Annotated in this window: 17 protein-coding genes; 8 read left to right on the forward strand and 9 right to left on the reverse strand. The window is 68.5% G+C overall.

The window, feature by feature from the left end:
* The first annotated feature begins 11 nt into the window (after positions 1–11).
* Entirely contained in the window at positions 12–800 is a 789-nt protein-coding gene (locus A5753_RS25260) for a DUF5666 domain-containing protein (protein WP_197694761.1), read from the forward strand.
* Positions 801–920: 120 nt separating this feature from the next.
* The gene (locus A5753_RS20915; RefSeq protein WP_067133144.1) at positions 921–1,661 is read left to right on the forward strand and encodes a DUF5666 domain-containing protein; all 741 of its coding nucleotides are present in this window, start codon (positions 921–923) and stop codon (positions 1,659–1,661) included.
* 42 nt (positions 1,662–1,703) lie between these two features.
* On the opposite strand, the gene A5753_RS20920 is transcribed toward A5753_RS20915, so the two are convergent.
* From A5753_RS20920 to A5753_RS20950, 7 genes are read right to left on the reverse strand one after another with little or no spacing between them, the layout of a single operon-like run.
* Complete coding sequence (locus tag A5753_RS20920; RefSeq protein ID WP_067132768.1) at positions 1,704–2,051, reverse strand: metal-sulfur cluster assembly factor; 348 nt, start codon at positions 2,049–2,051, stop codon at positions 1,704–1,706.
* Complete coding sequence (gene sufU, locus A5753_RS20925; RefSeq protein ID WP_156656184.1) at positions 2,026–2,526, reverse strand: Fe-S cluster assembly sulfur transfer protein SufU; 501 nt, start codon at positions 2,524–2,526, stop codon at positions 2,026–2,028. The genes A5753_RS20920 and sufU overlap by 26 nt, the downstream gene beginning before the upstream one ends.
* Positions 2,523–3,785 carry a cysteine desulfurase gene (locus tag A5753_RS20930; protein WP_067132774.1) on the reverse strand — a complete coding sequence of 421 codons (1,263 nt, stop codon included), beginning with the start codon at positions 3,783–3,785 and terminating at the stop codon, positions 2,523–2,525. Before A5753_RS20930 ends, sufU begins: the two co-directional genes overlap by 4 nt.
* 1 nt (position 3,786) lies before the next feature.
* On the reverse strand, positions 3,787–4,593 hold the full coding sequence (sufC, locus tag A5753_RS20935; protein WP_067132776.1) for a Fe-S cluster assembly ATPase SufC: 807 nt from the start codon (positions 4,591–4,593) through the stop codon (positions 3,787–3,789).
* Entirely contained in the window at positions 4,590–5,783 is a 1,194-nt protein-coding gene (sufD, locus tag A5753_RS20940) for a Fe-S cluster assembly protein SufD (protein WP_067132779.1), read from the reverse strand. The genes sufC and sufD overlap by 4 nt, the downstream gene beginning before the upstream one ends.
* Complete coding sequence (gene sufB / locus A5753_RS20945) at positions 5,783–7,231, reverse strand: Fe-S cluster assembly protein SufB (protein WP_067132782.1); 1,449 nt, start codon at positions 7,229–7,231, stop codon at positions 5,783–5,785. Before sufB ends, sufD begins: the two co-directional genes overlap by 1 nt.
* Complete coding sequence (locus tag A5753_RS20950) at positions 7,228–8,040, reverse strand: metalloregulator ArsR/SmtB family transcription factor (RefSeq protein ID WP_156656185.1); 813 nt, start codon at positions 8,038–8,040, stop codon at positions 7,228–7,230. Before A5753_RS20950 ends, sufB begins: the two co-directional genes overlap by 4 nt.
* Positions 8,041–8,109: 69 nt before the next feature.
* Here A5753_RS20950 and mptB point away from each other — a divergent pair, with 69 nt between their 5' ends.
* From mptB to A5753_RS20970, 4 genes are all read left to right on the forward strand, one after another.
* Positions 8,110–9,813, forward strand: coding sequence for a polyprenol phosphomannose-dependent alpha 1,6 mannosyltransferase MptB (gene mptB / locus A5753_RS20955; protein ID WP_067132787.1), 1,704 nt, complete (start codon positions 8,110–8,112; stop codon positions 9,811–9,813).
* Positions 9,810–10,775, forward strand: a complete 966-nt coding sequence (locus A5753_RS20960) for an ABC transporter ATP-binding protein (RefSeq protein ID WP_067132791.1) — start codon at positions 9,810–9,812, stop codon at positions 10,773–10,775. Before mptB ends, A5753_RS20960 begins: the two co-directional genes overlap by 4 nt.
* A 77-nt stretch (positions 10,776–10,852) precedes the next feature.
* Positions 10,853–11,563 carry an ABC transporter permease gene (locus A5753_RS20965; RefSeq protein WP_231990132.1) on the forward strand — a complete coding sequence of 237 codons (711 nt, stop codon included), beginning with the start codon at positions 10,853–10,855 and terminating at the stop codon, positions 11,561–11,563.
* A 138-nt stretch (positions 11,564–11,701) separates the two neighbouring features.
* Complete coding sequence (locus A5753_RS20970) at positions 11,702–12,655, forward strand: heme A synthase (protein WP_067132797.1); 954 nt, start codon at positions 11,702–11,704, stop codon at positions 12,653–12,655.
* Here A5753_RS20970 and A5753_RS20975 read toward each other — a convergent pair.
* Positions 12,605–13,270 carry a hypothetical protein gene (locus A5753_RS20975; RefSeq protein ID WP_067132800.1) on the reverse strand — a complete coding sequence of 222 codons (666 nt, stop codon included), beginning with the start codon at positions 13,268–13,270 and terminating at the stop codon, positions 12,605–12,607. The two genes, A5753_RS20970 and A5753_RS20975, sit on opposite strands and share 51 nt — an antisense overlap.
* A 19-nt stretch (positions 13,271–13,289) precedes the next feature.
* Between A5753_RS20975 and A5753_RS20980 the strand changes: the two genes are divergently transcribed.
* Positions 13,290–14,264, forward strand: coding sequence for a quinone oxidoreductase (locus A5753_RS20980; RefSeq protein ID WP_067133147.1), 975 nt, complete (start codon positions 13,290–13,292; stop codon positions 14,262–14,264).
* 128 nt (positions 14,265–14,392) lie between these two features.
* Here A5753_RS20980 and A5753_RS20985 read toward each other — a convergent pair whose 3' ends face one another.
* Complete coding sequence (locus A5753_RS20985; protein ID WP_067132803.1) at positions 14,393–15,319, reverse strand: heme o synthase; 927 nt, start codon at positions 15,317–15,319, stop codon at positions 14,393–14,395.
* Positions 15,320–15,573: 254 nt separating this feature from the next.
* On the opposite strand from A5753_RS20985, the gene tkt reads away from it, so the two are divergent.
* Positions 15,574–17,673 (forward strand): transketolase, encoded by a 2,100-nt coding sequence (gene tkt, locus A5753_RS20990; RefSeq protein WP_067132806.1) that lies wholly within the window; start codon positions 15,574–15,576, stop codon positions 17,671–17,673.
* Positions 17,674–17,679 lie beyond the last annotated feature (6 nt).

Genomic DNA, 17,679 nt, shown 5'->3' on the forward strand with positions numbered 1-17,679 from the left:
GAGAAACGTTGATGTCTGCCAGCTGTCAAGCGCCCCGGCTCGCTCGCTTTGCCGTATTCGCGGTCGCGGGAGCCACCGCATTGTCCCTGTCCGCCTGCGGCTCTTCGAACAATTCCAGTTCCACCTCCACCTCCACCTCCACGTCGACCTCCACCGTCACGTCGACGACGACGTCATCCACCCCCAATGCCGAAGCGCGCGTCAGCGGTCTGATCGCCTCGGTGGCGGGCAACTCCATTCAGGTCACCAAGGAAGACAACTCCACCGCGTCGGTCAACTTCACCTCGACCACCAAGGTCACCGAGGCCGTTCCGGCCGGGCTGCCCGACGTCACCCCGGGCAGCTGCCTCAGCGTGAAGCCGACGGAGGGGTCGGCGCCCGGCCAGGCGGTCACGGCCGCGTCGGTGAAGATCAGCGAGTCCGTCAACGGTGCGTGCCCGAAGCCGCCGCAGTCCGCGCCCGGCGGTTCCACCACCACGCCGCCGTCTCTCCCCCCGTCGAATGCGCCCACGAAGCCGGCCTGGGTCCGCGGCTCGGTGGCCTCGGTGTCCGGTAACACCATCAACCTGACCAACACCGATCCAAGCGGCAACACCACGCAAACGACCGTGACGGTCGATGACAAGACCAAATACACCAAGCAGTCGTCCGCTAAAACCGACGCGATCACACCGGGCAAATGCCTGTCCGCGCGCGGAACTCAAGAGAACGGCGGCGCGCTGCAGGCGACGAGCATCAAGCTACGGCAGGCCGTGGACGGCAAGTGCGGCAAGCCCAAGCAGCCCGGCCACGGTGGCTGAACCCGGCTGACTGAGATTGCCGTCACTCCCGCCGGACGCGGTGTGAAAACCGTGCCCGGCGGGGGTAATTGCTGGGGGCGGCGAAATGCATGATCGGAGATGAGATCTGTGCCTGCCTTGTTGAAGACCCGGCGGACCCAGATCGCGCTCGGCGTAGTCATTGCCTTCATCGCTGTGTGGGTGGCCATGTGCGGCTCCTCGCACGACACGTCGAACACCAGCGCGCCGCCCGCCGTCACCGCGGTCCCGCCGAGTGCGGCTCCCAGCGCCGCACCGCCGCCGGCGCCCCCACCCCCACCACCTCCGGTTGCCAAGGACTACGTCGAGGGCATGGTGCAGTCGAATTCGGGTCAAACGGTCGCGCTTCGCACGCGGACCGGCTCCGCGACGGTGGACTACACGCCCCAGACCATTGTCATGGACGTCACCCCGGCGAAGCTGGCGGATGTGACGCCGGGCAGCTGCGTGAATGTCAAAGCCACGCCGCAGAGCGCACCGCCCCCCGGGTCCATTACCGCGCAGACGGTGACCATCACCGCCGGCGCGGACGGCAAGTGCCCGCCGCCGGTCGGCTTCTACGGCACGGTGTCCTCGGTGTCGGGCAACACAATCACGGTCAACGGCCTGGGCGCCGGCGGTCCGGGAGCCTCCACCAACGTGACCGTCGCCGACTCCACCTCATACCAGCGGCAGACCCCGTCGGACACCCAGGCGATCACGAACGGCAAATGCATTGGGGCTCAAGGGATTCAGGATGGCGGCGTTTTACACGCCGCGATGATCAGTGTGGAGGCCTGCCCGCCGATGGGACGCCCACACCCGCACCTGCACCTACCTCACCTCCCTCACATCCACGTCTAGCGGCCTGAGACGAGGACAGCGCGTAGAGCGCGAAAGCCGGACTCAGACGGTGAAGCCGAGGGCGCGCAGCTGCTCGCGGCCGTCCTCGGTGATCTTGTCCGGGCCCCACGGCGGGTTCCACACCCAGTTGATCCGCAGGTCGTCCACCAAGCCGGCCCCCACCAGCGCGCTGCGTGACTGGTCTTCGATGACATCGGTCAGCGGGCAAGCCGCCGACGTCAGCGTCATATCGATCAGGGCGACGGTCCCGTCGTCACCCGCCTCGACGTTCAGCCCGTAGACGAGTCCCAGATCGACGACGTTGATGCCGAGTTCGGGGTCCACGACGTCACGCATCGCCTCCTCGAGGTCGGCGAGGAATTCGTCATCCTGCGCGGTGGTGTCGTTCATCTGTACCTCCTGACAAGTCCGCACCTTGGCCCGAATAGGCCTTGGCCAAAGCATCTTTGAAAGCCATCCAGCCCAGCAGGGCGCATTTCACCCGGGCGGGGTATTTGGCCACCCCGGCAAACGCGATCCCGTCGCCCAGCACGTCCTCGTCGCCCTCGATGGTGCCGCGCGAGGACACCATCTCGGTGAACGCGGCAATGGTCTTGAGCGCCTCATCGACGCTTTGACCGATCACCTGCTGGGTGAGCACCGAGGTCGCCGCCTGGCTGATCGAGCAGCCCTGCCCGTCATAGGACACGTCGGCAACGGTTTCGCCGTCCTCGGACAGCGCGACCCGCAGCGTGACCTCGTCACCGCAGACCGGGTTGACGTGAAACACCTCGGCGCCGAACGGCTCGCGCAGCCCGCGGTGCTGCGGGCGCTTGTAGTGGTCCAGGATCACGTCCTGATACATCTGCTCGAGACGCAATGTCAGCCTCTCCCAAAGAAATCCAGAACGCGGCGCACGCCGGCTACCAAGCGCTCGACCTCCTCGTCGGTGTTGTACACCCCGAAGGACGCCCGCGCGGTGGCCGCCACGCCGAACCGGCGGTGCAGCGGCATGGCGCAGTGGTGCCCGACCCGCACCGCGACGCCCTCGTCGTCGAGCACCTGCCCGACGTCGTGGGCGTGCACGCCGTCGACGACGAAAGAGACCGGCGAGGCGCGGTTCTCCATGGACACCGGCCCGACGATGCGCACGGCGTCGATGCCGGACAGGCCGTCGATGGCCGCGGCGACTAGGTCCTGCTCGTGGGCCTGCACCGACGCCATGCCGATGTCGCTGAGATAGCGGGTGGCCGCGCCCAATCCGACCACCTGCGACGTCATCGGAGTGCCGGCCTCGAACCGCTGCGGCACGGAAGCGTAGGTGGACGCTTCCATGGTCACGGCCTCGATCATGGAGCCGCCGGTCAAGAACGGCGGCAGGGCCGACAGCACCTCGCGGCGTCCATACAGGACGCCAATGCCGTTGGGGCCAAGCATCTTATGTCCCGAGAAGGCGGCAAAGTCCACGTTGAGGGCGTGGAAGTCGACGGGCTGGTGGGGCACCGACTGGCAGGCGTCCAGCACGGTCAGGGCGCCCACGGCCCGTGCCCGGCTGACCAGGTCGTCCACCGGCGCCACCGCACCGGTCACGTTCGAATGATGGGTGAAAGCGACGACTTTGACGCATTCGTCGAGCTTCAGCGAATCGAGGTCGATGCGCCCGTCGTCCGTGACGCCATACCAGCGCAGGGTCGCCCCGGTGCGCCGGGCGAGTTCCTGCCAGGGAACCAGGTTGGCGTGGTGCTCGAGCTCGGTGGTGACGATGACATCGCCGGGCCCGACGGCACGCTCGAAACGCTTGTCCCCCAGCACATACGACACCAGGTTGAGCGCCTCGGTGGCGTTCTTGGTGAATACCAGCTCGTCGCACTCGGCGCCGACGAACGCCGCGACGTCCGCGCGCCCCTGCTCGTAGGCGTCGGTGGCCTCCTCCATCAGCTGGTGCGCACCGCGGTGCACCGCGCCGTTGGAGGTCAGCAAAAACTCCCGCTCGGCGTCGAGCACCTGCAGCGGCCGCTGCGACGTCGCACCGGAATCCAGGTACGCCAGCGGGTTTCCGCTGCGCATGACGCGCTTGAGGATGGGGAAATCGGCGCGGATGGCCGCGAGATCGAGAGCGGAAGCCGCCGCATCAGGCCGAGTCATGTCAGGCCTTCGCTGACGCCGCCTGCTGGGGACCCCTCCCGCTTGCGGGGGAGAAGCGCACGTAGCCGTTCTGCTCGAGCTCGTCGGCCAGCTCGGGACCGCCGGATTCGGCGATGCGCCCGCCGACGAACACGTGCACGTATTCGGGGTGGATGTAGCGCAGGATGCGGGTGTAGTGCGTGATCAGCAGGACGCCACCATCCTCGGCCTCGGCGTAGCGGTTCACGCCCTCGCTGACTACGCGCAGGGCGTCGACGTCGAGCCCGGAGTCGGTCTCGTCGAGGATGGCGATCTTGGGCTTGAGGAGCTCCAGCTGCAGGATCTCGTGGCGCTTCTTCTCGCCGCCGGAGAAACCCTCGTTGACGCTGCGCTCGGCGAAGGCGGGGTCGATCTCGAGCGAGCCCATCGCCCCCTTGACCTCTTTGACCCAGTGCCGCAGCTTCGGGGCTTCACCGCGCACGGCGGTCGCCGCTGAGCGCAGGAAGTTCGACACCGAGACGCCGGGCACCTCGACGGGATACTGCATGGCCAAAAAGATTCCGGCCCGGGCGCGCTCGTCGATGCTCATCGCCAGCACATCCTCACCGTCCAGCGTGATGGAGCCAGAGGTCACCGTGTACTTGGGGTGACCGGCGATGGCGTAGGACAGCGTCGACTTGCCCGAACCGTTGGGGCCCATCAGGGCATGTGTCTCACCGGATTTCACCGTCAGGTCGACGCCGTTGAGGATGGGGATCTCGCGCTCGGATTCGGCGCCGTTCGGGTTGACGACGCTGACGTGTAGGTCCTTGATTTCCAGAGTGGTCATGAGGCTGTTGTTTCCGTCTTTTCCGTTAAGGCCAGTTCGTGTTCGATGGCTGCGGTCAGGCGTTCCCGGATCTCGGGCACCCCGATCTTGGAGATCATTTCGGCGAAGAAGCCGCGGATCACCAGGCGGCGAGCCTGCTCCTCGGGAATGCCGCGGGAGCGTAGGTAGAACAGTTGCTCGTCGTCGAAGCGGCCGGTGGCACTGGCATGTCCGGCCCCGACGATCTCGCCCGTCTCAATCTCCAGGTTGGGCACCGAGTCCGCGCGTGCCCCGTCGGTCAGCACCAGGTTGCGGTTCACCTCAAAGGTGTCGGTGCCGGTGGCTTCGGCGCGGATCAACACGTCGCCGATCCAGACGGTGTGCGCGTCGGGCAGCGCGGAATCCGGATTGCCTTGCAGCGCACCCTTGTACAACACGTTCGACTTGCAGTCGGGCCGCGCGTGATCCACCAGCAGCCGCGATTCCAGGTGCTGGCCGTCGTCGGCGAAGTACAGGCCAAGCAGCTCGGCGTCCCCGCCCGGGGCGGTATACCGCACGTTGGCCGTCAGCCGCACCACCTCGCCGCCGAGCGTGACGGCGACGTGGCGCAGCACCGCGTCCTTGCCCAGCTTGGCGTGGTGCATGCTGACGTGCACCGCGTCGTCGGCCCAGTCGGCGAGCCACACCACGGTGAGACGGGCGGCGTCGTCGACGACGAATTCCACGTTGTCGGCGTAGGTTCCGCTGCCCCGCTGGTCGATGACGACGACGACCTCGGCGAGCTCGGCGACTCGGATCTGCAGGTGCCCGTAGGCCACCGCGCCCTCGCCGGGGCCGGTCACGGCGATGCCGATCGGCTCGGCGATGCGGGTGTCGCGCTCGACGGTGACCAGCGTCGCAGAGTTGAACGACGAAAACGCTTGCGCGGCAACCCGATCGGTGGGGGCGCCGCCCTGGCCTAGCCGCTCGTCGCCGCGGGGGACGGTCTCGACCCGCAGGCCGGGCCGTTCGGTAACGCTGATCCCGGCCTTGGCGGTGGCGAGCGCCGAGCCGTCGTGCAGGCCACGCAGCCGGCGCAGCGGGGTGAACCGCCAGATTTCGTCGCGCCCGTGCGGAACCTCGAACGCATCCACCTCGAACGAGGAGAACAGCTCGCCCTTGTTGGCAGCGGCGAGGGCCGAACCCTCAACCGCCTCGGTCAATCCCGTCACTAGCCGACCGCACCTTCCATCTGCAGCTCGATCAGCCGGTTGAGCTCCAGCGCGTATTCCATCGGCAGCTCTTTGGCGATCGGCTCGACGAAGCCGCGGACGACCATGGCCATGGCCTCGTCCTCGGTCAGGCCGCGGCTCATCAGGTAGAACAGCTGGTTCTCGCTGACCTTGGACACGGTTGCCTCGTGGCCCATGGTGACGTCGTCCTCGCGGATGTCGACGTAGGGGTAGGTGTCGCTGCGGCTGATCGTATCGACCAGCAGCGCATCGCATTTCACGCTGGAGCGCGATCCGTGCGCGCCCTTGTTCACCTGCACCAGGCCGCGGTAGGAGGTGCGACCGCCACCGCGCGCGACGGACTTGGACACGATGTTGCTCGACGTGTTCGGCGCCAGGTGCAGCATCTTCGCGCCGGTGTCCTGGTGCTGGTCCTCGCCGGCGAAAGCGACCGAGAGCACCTCCCCCTTGGCGTGCTCGCCGGTCATCCAGACCGCCGGGTACTTCATGGTGACCTTCGATCCGATGTTGCCGTCGACCCACTCCATGGTGGCGCCGGCCTCGGCGCGGGCCCGCTTGGTGACCAGGTTGTAGACGTTGCCCGACCAGTTCTGGATCGTCGTGTAGCGAACGCGCGCATGGGGTTTCACGATGATCTCGACCACCGCCGAGTGCAGCGAATCCGACTTGTAGATCGGCGCGGTACAGCCCTCGACGTAGTGCACGTAGGAGCCCTCGTCGGCGATGATCAGCGTCCGCTCGAACTGGCCCATGTTCTCGGTGTTGATCCGGAAGTAGGCCTGCAGCGGGATGTCGACGTGCACCCCCTTCGGAACGTAGATGAACGAGCCGCCGCTCCACACCGCGGTGTTCAGCGCGGAGAACTTGTTGTCCCCGGCCGGGATCACAGTGCCGAAGTACTCCTGGAAGATCTCGGGGTGTTCGCGCAGCGCAGTGTCGGTGTCCTGGAAGATGACGCCCTGCTTTTCCAGGTCTTCACGGATGGAGTGGTAGACGACCTCGGACTCGTACTGGGCCGCGACGCCGGAGACCAGCCGCTGCTTCTCGGCTTCCGGGATGCCCAGCCGGTCATAGGTGTTGCGGATGTCCTCGGGCAAGTCGTCCCACGTCGCCGCCTGCTTCTCGCTGGAGCGCACGAAGTACTTGATGTTGTCGAAGTCGATGCCCTGAAGGTTCGAGCCCCAGTTCGGCATCGGCTTGCGGTCGAAGATGCGCAGCGCCTTCAGCCGGGTCTGCAGCATCCACTCGGGCTCGTTCTTCTTCGCCGAGATGTCGCGGACAACGGCCTCGGACAACCCGCGCTGGGCGCTGGCCCCGGCGACGTCGGAGTCCGACCAGCCGTAGCCGTACCGCCCCAGGGAGGCGATCGCCTCTTCTTGAGTCAGCGGCGCGGTGGCCGTCTTGCTGGCCTCGGGTGTGAGTGTCATCGAGACGCTCCTTTGATGCTCGTGGTGTCGTGGCGCGGGCTGGGCGCCTGGGTCAGGGGTACGTGCGTGGTGCAGGCGCAGTCGCCGTTGACGATGGTCGCCAACCGCTGGACGTGGGTCCCCAGCACCTCGGCCATGGCCTGCTGTTCGGCCTCGCACAGCTCGGGGAATTCCTCGGCGACGTGCGACACCGGGCAATGATGCTGGCAGATCTGCACGCCGTGAATCGGCCCGCCGACCTGCGTGGTGGTGGTGACGTAGCCGGCCTTGGTCAGCGCGGTGGCGATCCGGTCGGCCGCGGCCTCGACGTCGGGGTCCGCCGCGCTGTCGGCCGCGGGAACGTCGGCGAGGATGGTGTCGATGCGCTGCCGGGCGAAGGCCTGCACCGCCTCTTCACCACCGATCTCGCGGAGCTGCCGCATGGCCGCCGCCGCCAGGTCGTCGTAGGCGTGGTCGAGCTTGGCCCGCCCGGCCGCGGTCAGCCGGTAGCGCTTGGCGGGACGCCCGCGCCCCACCTGCTGCCACGCCGCGGCCGCCGTGGACTCGGCATCCCCGGCCTCGATCAGGGCGTCGAGGTGGCGTCGCACGCCGGCGGCCGCCAGGCCCAGCCGGTCACCGATCTCGCCGGCAGTGATCGACCCGGACTCCAGCAGCAGGCGCACGATCGCGCGGCGGGTGTGGCCATCCGTCACCGGCGCGCCGACGTCCGCCACGCGGGGAGCGACGGCGCCGCCCCCAGTGGCCCCATCGAGGCTGGTTCGGATTTTCACAACACCAGTGTGACGCAATTCCCGGGATCGGTCTAGCAAGGGTCCCCTGTCCTGGCGTTGCGCTGCTCACACCGCAGAGCCAGCTGGAACGGCGGCTAGGCTGCTCTGATGGCAGCCCGCCACCACACGCTGAGCTCATCGATCGCGAGTCTGCACGGCGACGAGCAAGCAGTGGGCTCGCCGCTGAACAATACCGAGCTCACCGCCCTGCGCCGCATCCGCCTGTTCGGCGCGACCGGCACGGTGGTGATGGCGATCGGCGCGCTCGGCGCGGGCGCGCGGCCCGTCGTCCAGGACCCCACGTTCGGGGTCCGGCTGCTCAACCTGCCATCGCGGATCCAGACGGTGTCGTTGACCATGACGACCACCGGCGCGGTCATGATGGCGCTGGCCTGGTTAATGCTCGGCCGGTTCGCCCTGGGAAACCGGCGGATGTCACGCGGCGACCTGGACCGCACCCTGCTGCTGTGGGTGCTGCCGCTGCTCATCGCCCCACCGATGTACAGCAAGGACGTCTATTCCTATCTGGCGCAGAGCCAGATCTCGCTCGAGGGTCTGGACCCGTACCGGGTGGGCCCGGCCTCGGGGCTCGGCCTGTCCCACATCTTCACGCTGTCGGTGCCGACGCTGTGGCGCGAGACGCCCGCACCGTACGGTCCGCTGTTCTTGTGGATCGGGCGCGGCATCTCGGCGATCACCGGCGAGAACATCGTCGCCGCCGTGCTGTGTCACCGGCTGGTCGAGTTGGTGGGCGTCGGACTGATCGTCTGGGCGACACCACGGCTGGCCCGGCGCTGCGGCGTCGCCGAGGTCAGCGCGCTGTGGCTGGGGGCGGCCAATCCGCTGCTGATCATGCATTTGGTGGCCGGCGTGCACAACGAGGCGCTGATGCTGGGCCTGATGCTGGCCGGGGCCGAATTCGCGCTGCGCGGCATCGACGCGCCGCGGCTGCTGCCCTCCTCCTGGAATATGGCCGCGGACTGGGAACCGCTCGGCATGCTGGCGGCCGGCGCCGTGCTGATCGTGTTGTCGTCGCAGGTGAAGCTGCCGTCGCTGCTGGCGCTGGGCTTCGTCACGATGGCGCTGGCCTACCGGTGCGGCGGCACCCTGCGCGCCCTGGCGGTGGCGGGCGGCTGCATGGCGGCGCTGTCGCTGGCGGTGATGGCGCTGGTCGGCTCGGCCAGCGGGCTGGGCTTCGGCTGGATCTACACGCTGGGCACCGCGAATGTGGTGCGCAGCTGGATGTCACCACCCACCCTGCTGGCGCTCGGCACCGGGCAGGTGGGCATCCTGCTGGGCCTGGGTGATCACACCACCGCGGTGCTGGGGCTGACCCGTGGGATCGGCGTGCTGATCATCACCGTGATGGTGGCCTGGCTGCTGCTGGCCGTCTTCCGCGGCCGCCTGCACCCGATCGGCGGGCTGGGTGTCGCGCTGGGTATCACGGTGCTGTTGTTCCCCGTGGTGCAGCCGTGGTATTTGCTGTGGGCGATCATCCCGCTGGCCGCGTGGGCGACCCGCACCGGCTTTCGGGTGGCGGCCATCGTCATCAGCCTGGTCGTCGGGATCTTCGGCCCCACCGCCAACGGCGACCGATTCGCGCTGTTCCAGATCATCGACGCCACCCTGGCCAGCACGGTCATCGTCGTCGCGCTCATCGGGTTGTCCTACTCGCGGTTGCCGTGGCGCCGCCCACCGGCTCAGGGCGCCGAGGCCGACGGCCAACCCGGCATCGACACGGCCGCGACGCCGGTCACACCGTCGCCCCCCCAGCCCGCGCCGGCACGCGACGCCTACGCTGATTCCACGTGAGCTCGGCCTTTCCAGAATCACGCGAATCCCCTGACGTAGTGGTGCGGCTGCGCGGGGTCACCAAGAAATACGGATCCGGCGCGACGGCTGTGGAGGCCGTCGCCAACCTCGATCTCGAGGTGCACGCCGCCGAGGTGCTGGCTCTGCTGGGCCCCAACGGCGCCGGGAAGACCACGACGGTCGAGATGTGCGAGGGCTTCGTGCGCCCGGACGCCGGCACCATCGAGGTGCTCGGCCTGGACCCGATCGCCGACAACGCGCGGCTGCGGGCCCGCATCGGGGTGATGCTGCAGGGCGGCGGCGGCTACCCCGCGGCCCGCGCGGGAGAGATGCTGAACCTGGTGGCGGCCTACGCCGCCGACCCGCTGGACCCCGCGTGGCTGTTGGACACGCTGGGCCTCACCGATGCCGCCCGTACCACCTACCGCCGGCTCTCCGGCGGCCAGCAGCAGCGGCTGGCGCTGGCGTGCGCGCTGGTCGGCCGCCCCGAACTGGTGTTTCTCGACGAGCCCACCGCGGGCATGGACGCGCACGCCCGGTTGCTGGTCTGGGAGCTGATCGACGCCCTGCGCCGCGATGGCGTGACGGTGGTGCTGACCACGCACCAGCTCAAGGAGGCCGAGGAGCTCGCCGACCGGCTGGTCATCGTCGATCACGGCGTCACGGTCGCCTCCGGTACGCCCGCCGAGCTGATGCGCAGCGGGGCCAAGGACCAGTTGCGATTCAGCGCGCCGCCACGCCTCGATTTGTCGTTGCTGTCCGCCGCGCTGCCGGAGGACTACAAAGCCACCGAGTTGACGCCGGGCGAGTACCTGGTGGAGGGGCACGTCGACCCCCAGGTGCTGGCAACCGTCACGGCGTGGTGCGCTCGGATCGACGTCCTGGCCACCGACATGCGCGTCGAGCAACGCAGCCTCGAGGACGTGTTCCTCGACCTCACCGGCAGGAAGTTACGGCCTTGACGGACAACGCGACCGGATCGAACACCTTCCCCGCGGGCACCTTCGCTCCCGATCCGCGGCCCAGCGCGGTGCCGAAAATGCTTGCCGCGCAATTCGGTTTGGAACTCAAGCTGCTGCTGCGCAACGGCGAACAGCTGCTGCTGACCATGTTCATCCCGATCACGCTGCTGGTTGGGCTCACGCTGCTACCGCTCGGCTTGTTCGGCCAGCACCGCGCGGCGACCTTCACTCCGGTCATCATGGCGCTGGCGGTCATCTCGACGGCGTTCACCGGTCAGGCGATCGCGGTCGCCTTCGATCGGCGCTACGGCGCTTTGAAACGGCTTGGCGCCACGCCACTTCCGGTGTGGGGCATCATCGCGGGCAAGTCTCTTGCGGTGGTCACCGTGGTGTTCCTACAGGCAATCCTGTTGGGCGCCATCGGTTTCGCGCTGGGCTGGCGACCCACGCCGGCGGCCCTGGCGCTGGGCGCGGCGGTCATCGCGCTGGGCACCGTGGTCTTCGCGGCGCTGGGGCTGCTGCTCGGCGGGACGCTGCGCGCCGAGATCGTGCTCGCGGTCGCCAACCTGATGTGGTTTGTCTTCGCGGGCCTCGGCGCGCTGACCCTGGAAACCGGGATCACCCCGACGGCAGTGAAGCTGGCCGCCCGGCTGACTCCATCCGGCGCGCTCACCGAGGCGCTCTCGCAGGCGATGACCATGTCGGTGGACTGGTTCGGAATGGTCGTTCTGGTGGCATGGGGCGCGGTGGGCGCGCTCAGCGCGCTGCGCTGGTTCCGCTTCACCTGACGTTCGTGCGTCGCTGGCCGCCGCGGCACGACACTTAAACCACGCCCACGACACGCCGCACCCTGTGTGCGTGGTTTAAGTCTCGCGAGCGGCCGGGCTTACTACGGGCTGTAGTTTTTGTTCGCATACCATCGGGCAATGCTTGGACGGATGCTGATGCGCGTGGTGGACCTGCTCCCCAACCCCAGCCCGGGTGTGCAGCGCCTGATCGCCGCGTTGGTCATCTTGACTCAGGGCGGCATCGCCATCACCGGCGCGATCGTCCGCGTCACCGCCTCGGGCCTGGGCTGTCCCACCTGGCCGCAGTGCTTTCCGGGCAGCTTCGTTCCGGTGGCGCACGCCGAGGTGCCGCGCATTCATCAGGCCGTCGAATTCGGCAATCGGATGGTCACCTTCGCGGTGGTGATCACCGCGGCGCTGGCCGTGCTGGCCGTGACCCGGGCGCGGCGACGGCGCGAGGTGCTGGTCTACGCCTGGCTGATGCCGGTGTCGACGGTCGTGCAGGCGGTGATCGGCGGCATCACCGTGCGCACCGGGCTGCTGTGGTGGACGGTGGCCATCCACCTGCTGACGTCGATGACGATGGTGTGGCTGGCGGTGCTGCTGTACGTGAAAATCGGCGAACCCGACGACGGCGCGGTTCGCGAGCGAGTGGTCCGGCCGCTGCGCGCGCTGACCGCGCTCTCCGCCCTGAACCTGGCGGCGGTGCTGGTCACCGGCACGCTGGTGACGGCCGCCGGCCCGCACGCGGGCGATCGCAGCCCCACCCGGACGGTGCCGCGGCTGAAAGTCGAAGTCGACACCCTGGTGCACCTGCACTCCTCGCTGCTGATCGCCTACCTGTCGCTGCTGGTGGGGCTGGGCTTCGGGCTGCTGGCCGTGCGTGCCGCCCGGCCCGTGCTGCTGCGGCTGGGGGTGCTGGTGGTACTGGTGTTCGCCCAAGCAGGGGTCGGCACCGCGCAGTACTACACCGGGGTTCCGGCCGTGCTGGTCGCCCTGCACGTGGCCGGGGCCGCGGCCTGCACCGCGGCCACCGCGGCGCTATGGGCTTCGATGCGAGAGCGGGCCGAGGCCGAGCCGCTCGCAAGCTGACTCCAACGCCAGCGCGAACCGGCGCTGGGCGAGTTCGCGGGCCGCGGTGTCCAGCCGGCGCCAACCCAATGAGGGCGCGACCAGGTCGAGCCCGACGAGCCGTGCCCCGGCCACATCGGCACGCGCGAAGAGCAACTCCCGCGCCCCAATGCCGGCGCGCCCGGCGGCCGCGGCCAGCGCGGCGTAGCCGACGTCCCACGACTCGAACTCCGGCTCGACCGGCCAGGCGTGTGACTGCTCGCCCCCCAGGAAGATCAGCGCCGCCTCGGGAATCGTGCCCGGCCCGCTCGTCGGCACCCCGTCGTCCTCGAGGTCGCTCAAGTACCGCTCATCGAGGTTCCAAGCCACCGCTCCGGGCGGGTTGAGCAGGTGGCGCACCCGCCGTGCCCACGACAGGAATTCGTCGCGCCGATCCGGGTTGCCCGCGGCTGCTCGCAGGATCACCAGATCTGCGCTGGCGGTATCCGGGTCGTCCCAGGGCAGCCGGCGCGCGTGCAGCCCGCGCCGCCGTAGCGCGCCCACCAGACCGGCGTCGTCCGCTGTCCTGTCCGCGCCGTCGGCCGGCCCCGCCAACACGATGCGGGGATGGAAGACGTCCGGGCGAGCGAGCTTCATGCCCGGGCATGATAAGCAGATGCACGCAATCGAAGTCAGCGAAACCGGCGGCCCCGAGGTGCTGCGCTACGTCGATACGGCCGCGCCGACGCCGGGAGCGGGTGAGGTGCTGATCAAGGCGGAGGCCATCGGCGTCAACTACATCGACACCTATTTCCGCTCCGGGCAATACCCGCGGGCGTTGCCGTTCATCCTCGGCTCGGAATTGGCCGGCACCATCGAAGCCCTGGGCGACGGCGTCGACGGGTTCAACGTCGGCGACCGCGTGGTCAGTGCGGCAGCGTCCGGAGGGTATGCCGAGTACGCTACGGCCCCAGCATATTTGACCGCCGAGCTGCCCGACGGCGTGACCGCCGACGTGGCGGCCTCGGCCCTGCTGAAGGGGCTGACCGCGCATTATCTGTTGAGGTCGGTGTATCCGGTGCAGGCGGGCGACACGGTGCTGGTGCACGCCGGCGCGGGCGGCGTCGGCCTGATCCTGACCCAGTGGGCTCACCTGCTGGGTGTGCGGGTGATCACCACGGTCTCGACCCCGGAGAAGGAGCGGCTGTCCCGCCGCGCCGGCGCCGACGAGGTGCTCCCCTACCCCGACGATCCCGCGGCGTTCGGCGACCGGATCCGTTCGTTGACCGACGGCGCCGGGGTGGCCGCCGTGTACGACGGCGTGGGCGCGACCACCTTCGACGCCAGCCTGGCCAGCCTGGCCATTCGGGGCACCCTGGCGCTCTTCGGAGCGGCCAGCGGACCCGTTGCGCCGTTCGACCCGCAGCGCCTCAATGCGGCCGGGTCGGTGTTCTTGACCCGGCCGTCGCTGGCGCATTTCGTCCAGACCGCGCAGGAATTCAGCTGGCGGGCAGAGGAATTGTTCGCCGCGATCGCCGGCGGCGACATCACCGTCGAGGTGGGCGGGCGCTACCCGCTGGTCGAAGCTGCCCGCGCCCACCAGGATCTGCAGGGCCGCAGGACGGCGGGCTCGATCGTGCTGCTGCCCTGAGGGGAATCACGAGCCGCAGTGATCCCGCCGGCCACAGTGATCTCGCCGCGGGGGCATTAGCCATTTGCCCGCCTTTGAGCGACAGACAGGAGTGGCAGGTGTGGCAGGCAGCCCGGTCGCGGCGACAGTCAGAACAGGTGCGGCAGGCCGATGGCCGAGTCCACGGCCAGCGCGCAGAACACCACGGCCAGATAGTTGTTCGATTGCAAGAACAACCGCAACGGCTTGACCGGCTCGCCGGCGCGGACCCCGGCGTACAGCTGGTGGGCCATCGCCAGGAACCACATCCCGGCCACCACGGCGACCGCCGCGTACAGCCAGCCCGTCGCCAGCGCCAGCGCCAGCGTGGCCAACACCGTCAGCCAGGTGTAGATCAGGATCTGCTTGGTCACCTGACGCTCGGTCGCCACGGCCGGCAGCATCGGCACGCCCGCCGCTTTGTAGTCGTCCTTGTAGCGCATCGCCAGCGCCCAGGTGTGCGGCGGTGTCCAGAAGAAAATGATGGCGAACATGACCAGCGCGGGCCACCCAATGGTGCCGGTGACGGCCGACCAGCCGATCATCACCGGCATGCAGCCGGCCGCGCCGCCCCACACCACGTTCTGCGAGGTGCGCCGCTTGAGCAGCAGGGTGTAGATGAACACATAGAACGCGATCGTCGCCAGGGCCAGCAGTCCGGACAGCAGGTTCGTCGTCCACCACAGCCAGAAGAACGAAGCCACCGTCAGCACCAGGCCGAGCACCAGGGCGTTGCGTGTGGGCACCGCGGCACGGGCCAGCGGCCGGCGGGCCGTACGCTTCATCACCTTGTCGATGTCCGCGTCGGCCACACAGTTGAGGGTGTTCGCGCCCCCGGCGGCCAGCATTCCGCCGATCAGCGTGTTGACGATCAGCAGCGGGTTCACGGTGCCACGCTGGGCCAGCAACATCGCCGGGATCGCGGTGACGAGCAGCAATTCGATGACCCGCGGCTTGGTCAGCGCCAGATAAGCCAGCACCGTGCCTTGTATTCGGCTTGGCAATCGGCTCGGCGCGACGCGCCCGCGAACGCTCACGCAATAACTCCTCGGGGTCGCAGCGGCGCGCAGCATCTACTACACACGATGGTAGACCGGGTTGTGGCGATGGCCCGCCCGCGGGTCCATTCCGCAGATTTTTCCCAGATTTCCGAACTGAATGTTAAACGTTTTCCACGGCCGCGTAATTTTCACATCTGCCGGCCGTGGGTACCCGAATCCTGCCGCTGCAAGAGCCGGCCCTCCCGCACTAGGGTGGGATTGATCAGCTCGATGACCCAAGGACAGAGTCTGTGACGACACTCGAAGAGATCTCCACGCTGACCCAACCGCACCTTCCCGACGACTGGACCGAGCTCGACTCGGCCGCCGTCGACACCATTCGGGTGCTGGCCGCCGATGCGGTGCAAAAGGTCGGCAATGGCCATCCCGGGACTGCGATGAGCCTGGCGCCCCTGGCCTACACCTTGTTCCAGCGCGCCATGCGCCACGATCCCAGCGACACCCACTGGCTGGGCCGCGACCGCTTTGTATTGTCCTGCGGGCACAGTAGCCTGACGCTGTACCTGCAGCTGTATCTGGGTGGTTTCGGCCTGGAGCTGTCCGACATCGAGTCGCTGCGCACCTGGGGATCCAAGACCCCGGGGCACCCGGAGTTCCGGCACACCAAGGGCGTTGAGATCACCACCGGTCCGCTCGGGCAGGGCCTCGCCTCGGCGGTGGGCATGGCAATGGCCGCGCGCTACGAGCGCGGGCTGTTCGATCCCGACGCCGCCCCGGGCACCAGCCCGTTCGACCACTTCATCTACGCGATCGCCTCCGACGGCGACATCGAAGAGGGCGTCACCTCGGAGGCCTCGTCGCTGGCGGCCGTCCAGCAGCTGGGCAACCTCATCGTCTTCTACGACCACAACGAGATTTCGATCGAGGACGACACCAACATCGCGCTGTGTGAGGACACCGCCGCGCGGTATCGGGCGTACGGCTGGCACGTGCAGGAGGTCGAGGGCGGCGAGAACGTCGTCGCGATCGAGGAAGCCATCGCCAACGCCAAGGCGGCCACCGACCGGCCGTCGTTCATCTCGCTGCGCACCATCATCGGCTATCCCGCACCCAAGCTGATGAACACCGGCAAGGCGCACGGCGCCGCCCTGGGCGACGAGGAAGTGGCCGCCGTCAAGGAGATCCTCGGCTTCGACCCGGACAAGAAGTTCGAGGTTCGCGACGAGGTGATCGCCCACACTCGCAAGCTGGTGGACCGCGGCAAGGAAGCGCACGAAAAATGGCAGGCGGATTTCGACGCCTGGGCGGAGGGCCAACCCGAGCGCAAGGCGTTGCTGGACCGGCTGACCGCCGAGGAGTTGCCCGACGGCTGGGACGACGACCTGCCGCACTGGGACCCCGGCTCCGACCCGATCGCCACCCGCAAGGCCTCCAACGAGGTACTCAACGCGGTCGGGCCGAAACTGCCGGAGCTGTGGGGCGGTTCAGCCGACCTGGCGGGCAGCAACAACACCACCATCAAGGGCGCCGATTCCTTTGGGCCGCCGTCTATTTCGACCAAGGACTACACGGCGCACTGGTACGGTCGCACGTTGCACTTCGGCGTTCGCGAGCACGCGATGGGCGCCATCCTGTCCGGCATCGTGCTGCACGGCCCGACCCGCGCTTACGGTGGCACGTTCCTGCAGTTCTCCGACTACATGCGGCCGGCGGTGCGGTTGGCCTCGCTGATGGACATCGACACCATCTACGTCTGGACCCACGACTCCGTCGGTCTCGGCGAGGACGGCCCGACGCACCAGCCGATCGAGCACCTCGCGGCGCTTCGGGCCATCCCGAATCTGTCGGTGGTGCGCCCGGCCGACGCGAACGAGACGGCCTATGCCTGGCGGACCGTCCTGGCCCGCGGCAACGGCAGCGGCCCCGTCGGCCTGATGCTGACCCGCCAGAATGTGCCGGTCCTCGAGGGCACCAGCGCCGACGGCGTCGCGCGGGGCGGCTACATCCTGGGCTCGGACGGCGAGGAAGCCGGCCAAGATCCCGACGTGGTGCTGATCGCCACCGGCTCGGAGGTCCAGCTCGCGGTCGGGGCACAGAAGTTGTTGGCGGACAAGGACATCGTGGCACGGGTGGTTTCCATGCCGTGCGTCGAATGGTTCGAATCCCAGCCCGACGACTACCGCGACAGCGTGCTGCCGCCGACCGTGTCGGCCAGGGTCGCCGTCGAGGCCGGCGTCGCGCAGAGCTGGCACAAGCTGGTCGGCGACACGGGCAAGATCGTCTCGATCGAGCACTACGGCGAATCCGCCGACTACGAAACCATATTCCGTGAGTTCGGCTTCACGGCCGAAGCCGTCGCGGCCGCCGCGGAAGAAGTAGTGGACAATTGAGGAAAG

It is taken from the genome of Mycobacterium sp. 852002-51971_SCH5477799-a (genome assembly GCF_001667145.1).
GTDB lineage: Bacteria > Actinomycetota > Actinomycetes > Mycobacteriales > Mycobacteriaceae > Mycobacterium.

What these genes read in the sequence shown, in the direction of transcription:
- sufB (WP_067132782.1), bottom strand. Translation starts at nt 7,231, where the DNA reads ATGACACTCACACCCGAGGCCAGCAAGACGGCCACCGCGCCGCTGACT.
- A5753_RS20920 (WP_067132768.1), bottom strand. Translation starts at nt 2,051, where the DNA reads ATGAACGACACCACCGCGCAGGATGACGAATTCCTCGCCGACCTCGAG.
- A5753_RS20970 (WP_067132797.1), top strand. Translation starts at nt 11,702, where the DNA reads ATGCTTGGACGGATGCTGATGCGCGTGGTGGACCTGCTCCCCAACCCC.
- sufC (WP_067132776.1), bottom strand. Translation starts at nt 4,593, where the DNA reads ATGACCACTCTGGAAATCAAGGACCTACACGTCAGCGTCGTCAACCCG.
- A5753_RS25260 (WP_197694761.1), top strand. Translation starts at nt 12, where the DNA reads ATGTCTGCCAGCTGTCAAGCGCCCCGGCTCGCTCGCTTTGCCGTATTC.
- A5753_RS20965 (WP_231990132.1), top strand. Translation starts at nt 10,853, where the DNA reads ATGCTTGCCGCGCAATTCGGTTTGGAACTCAAGCTGCTGCTGCGCAAC.
- A5753_RS20975 (WP_067132800.1), bottom strand. Translation starts at nt 13,270, where the DNA reads ATGAAGCTCGCTCGCCCGGACGTCTTCCATCCCCGCATCGTGTTGGCG.
- mptB (WP_067132787.1), top strand. Translation starts at nt 8,110, where the DNA reads ATGGCAGCCCGCCACCACACGCTGAGCTCATCGATCGCGAGTCTGCAC.
- A5753_RS20930 (WP_067132774.1), bottom strand. Translation starts at nt 3,785, where the DNA reads ATGACTCGGCCTGATGCGGCGGCTTCCGCTCTCGATCTCGCGGCCATC.
- A5753_RS20980 (WP_067133147.1), top strand. Translation starts at nt 13,290, where the DNA reads ATGCACGCAATCGAAGTCAGCGAAACCGGCGGCCCCGAGGTGCTGCGC.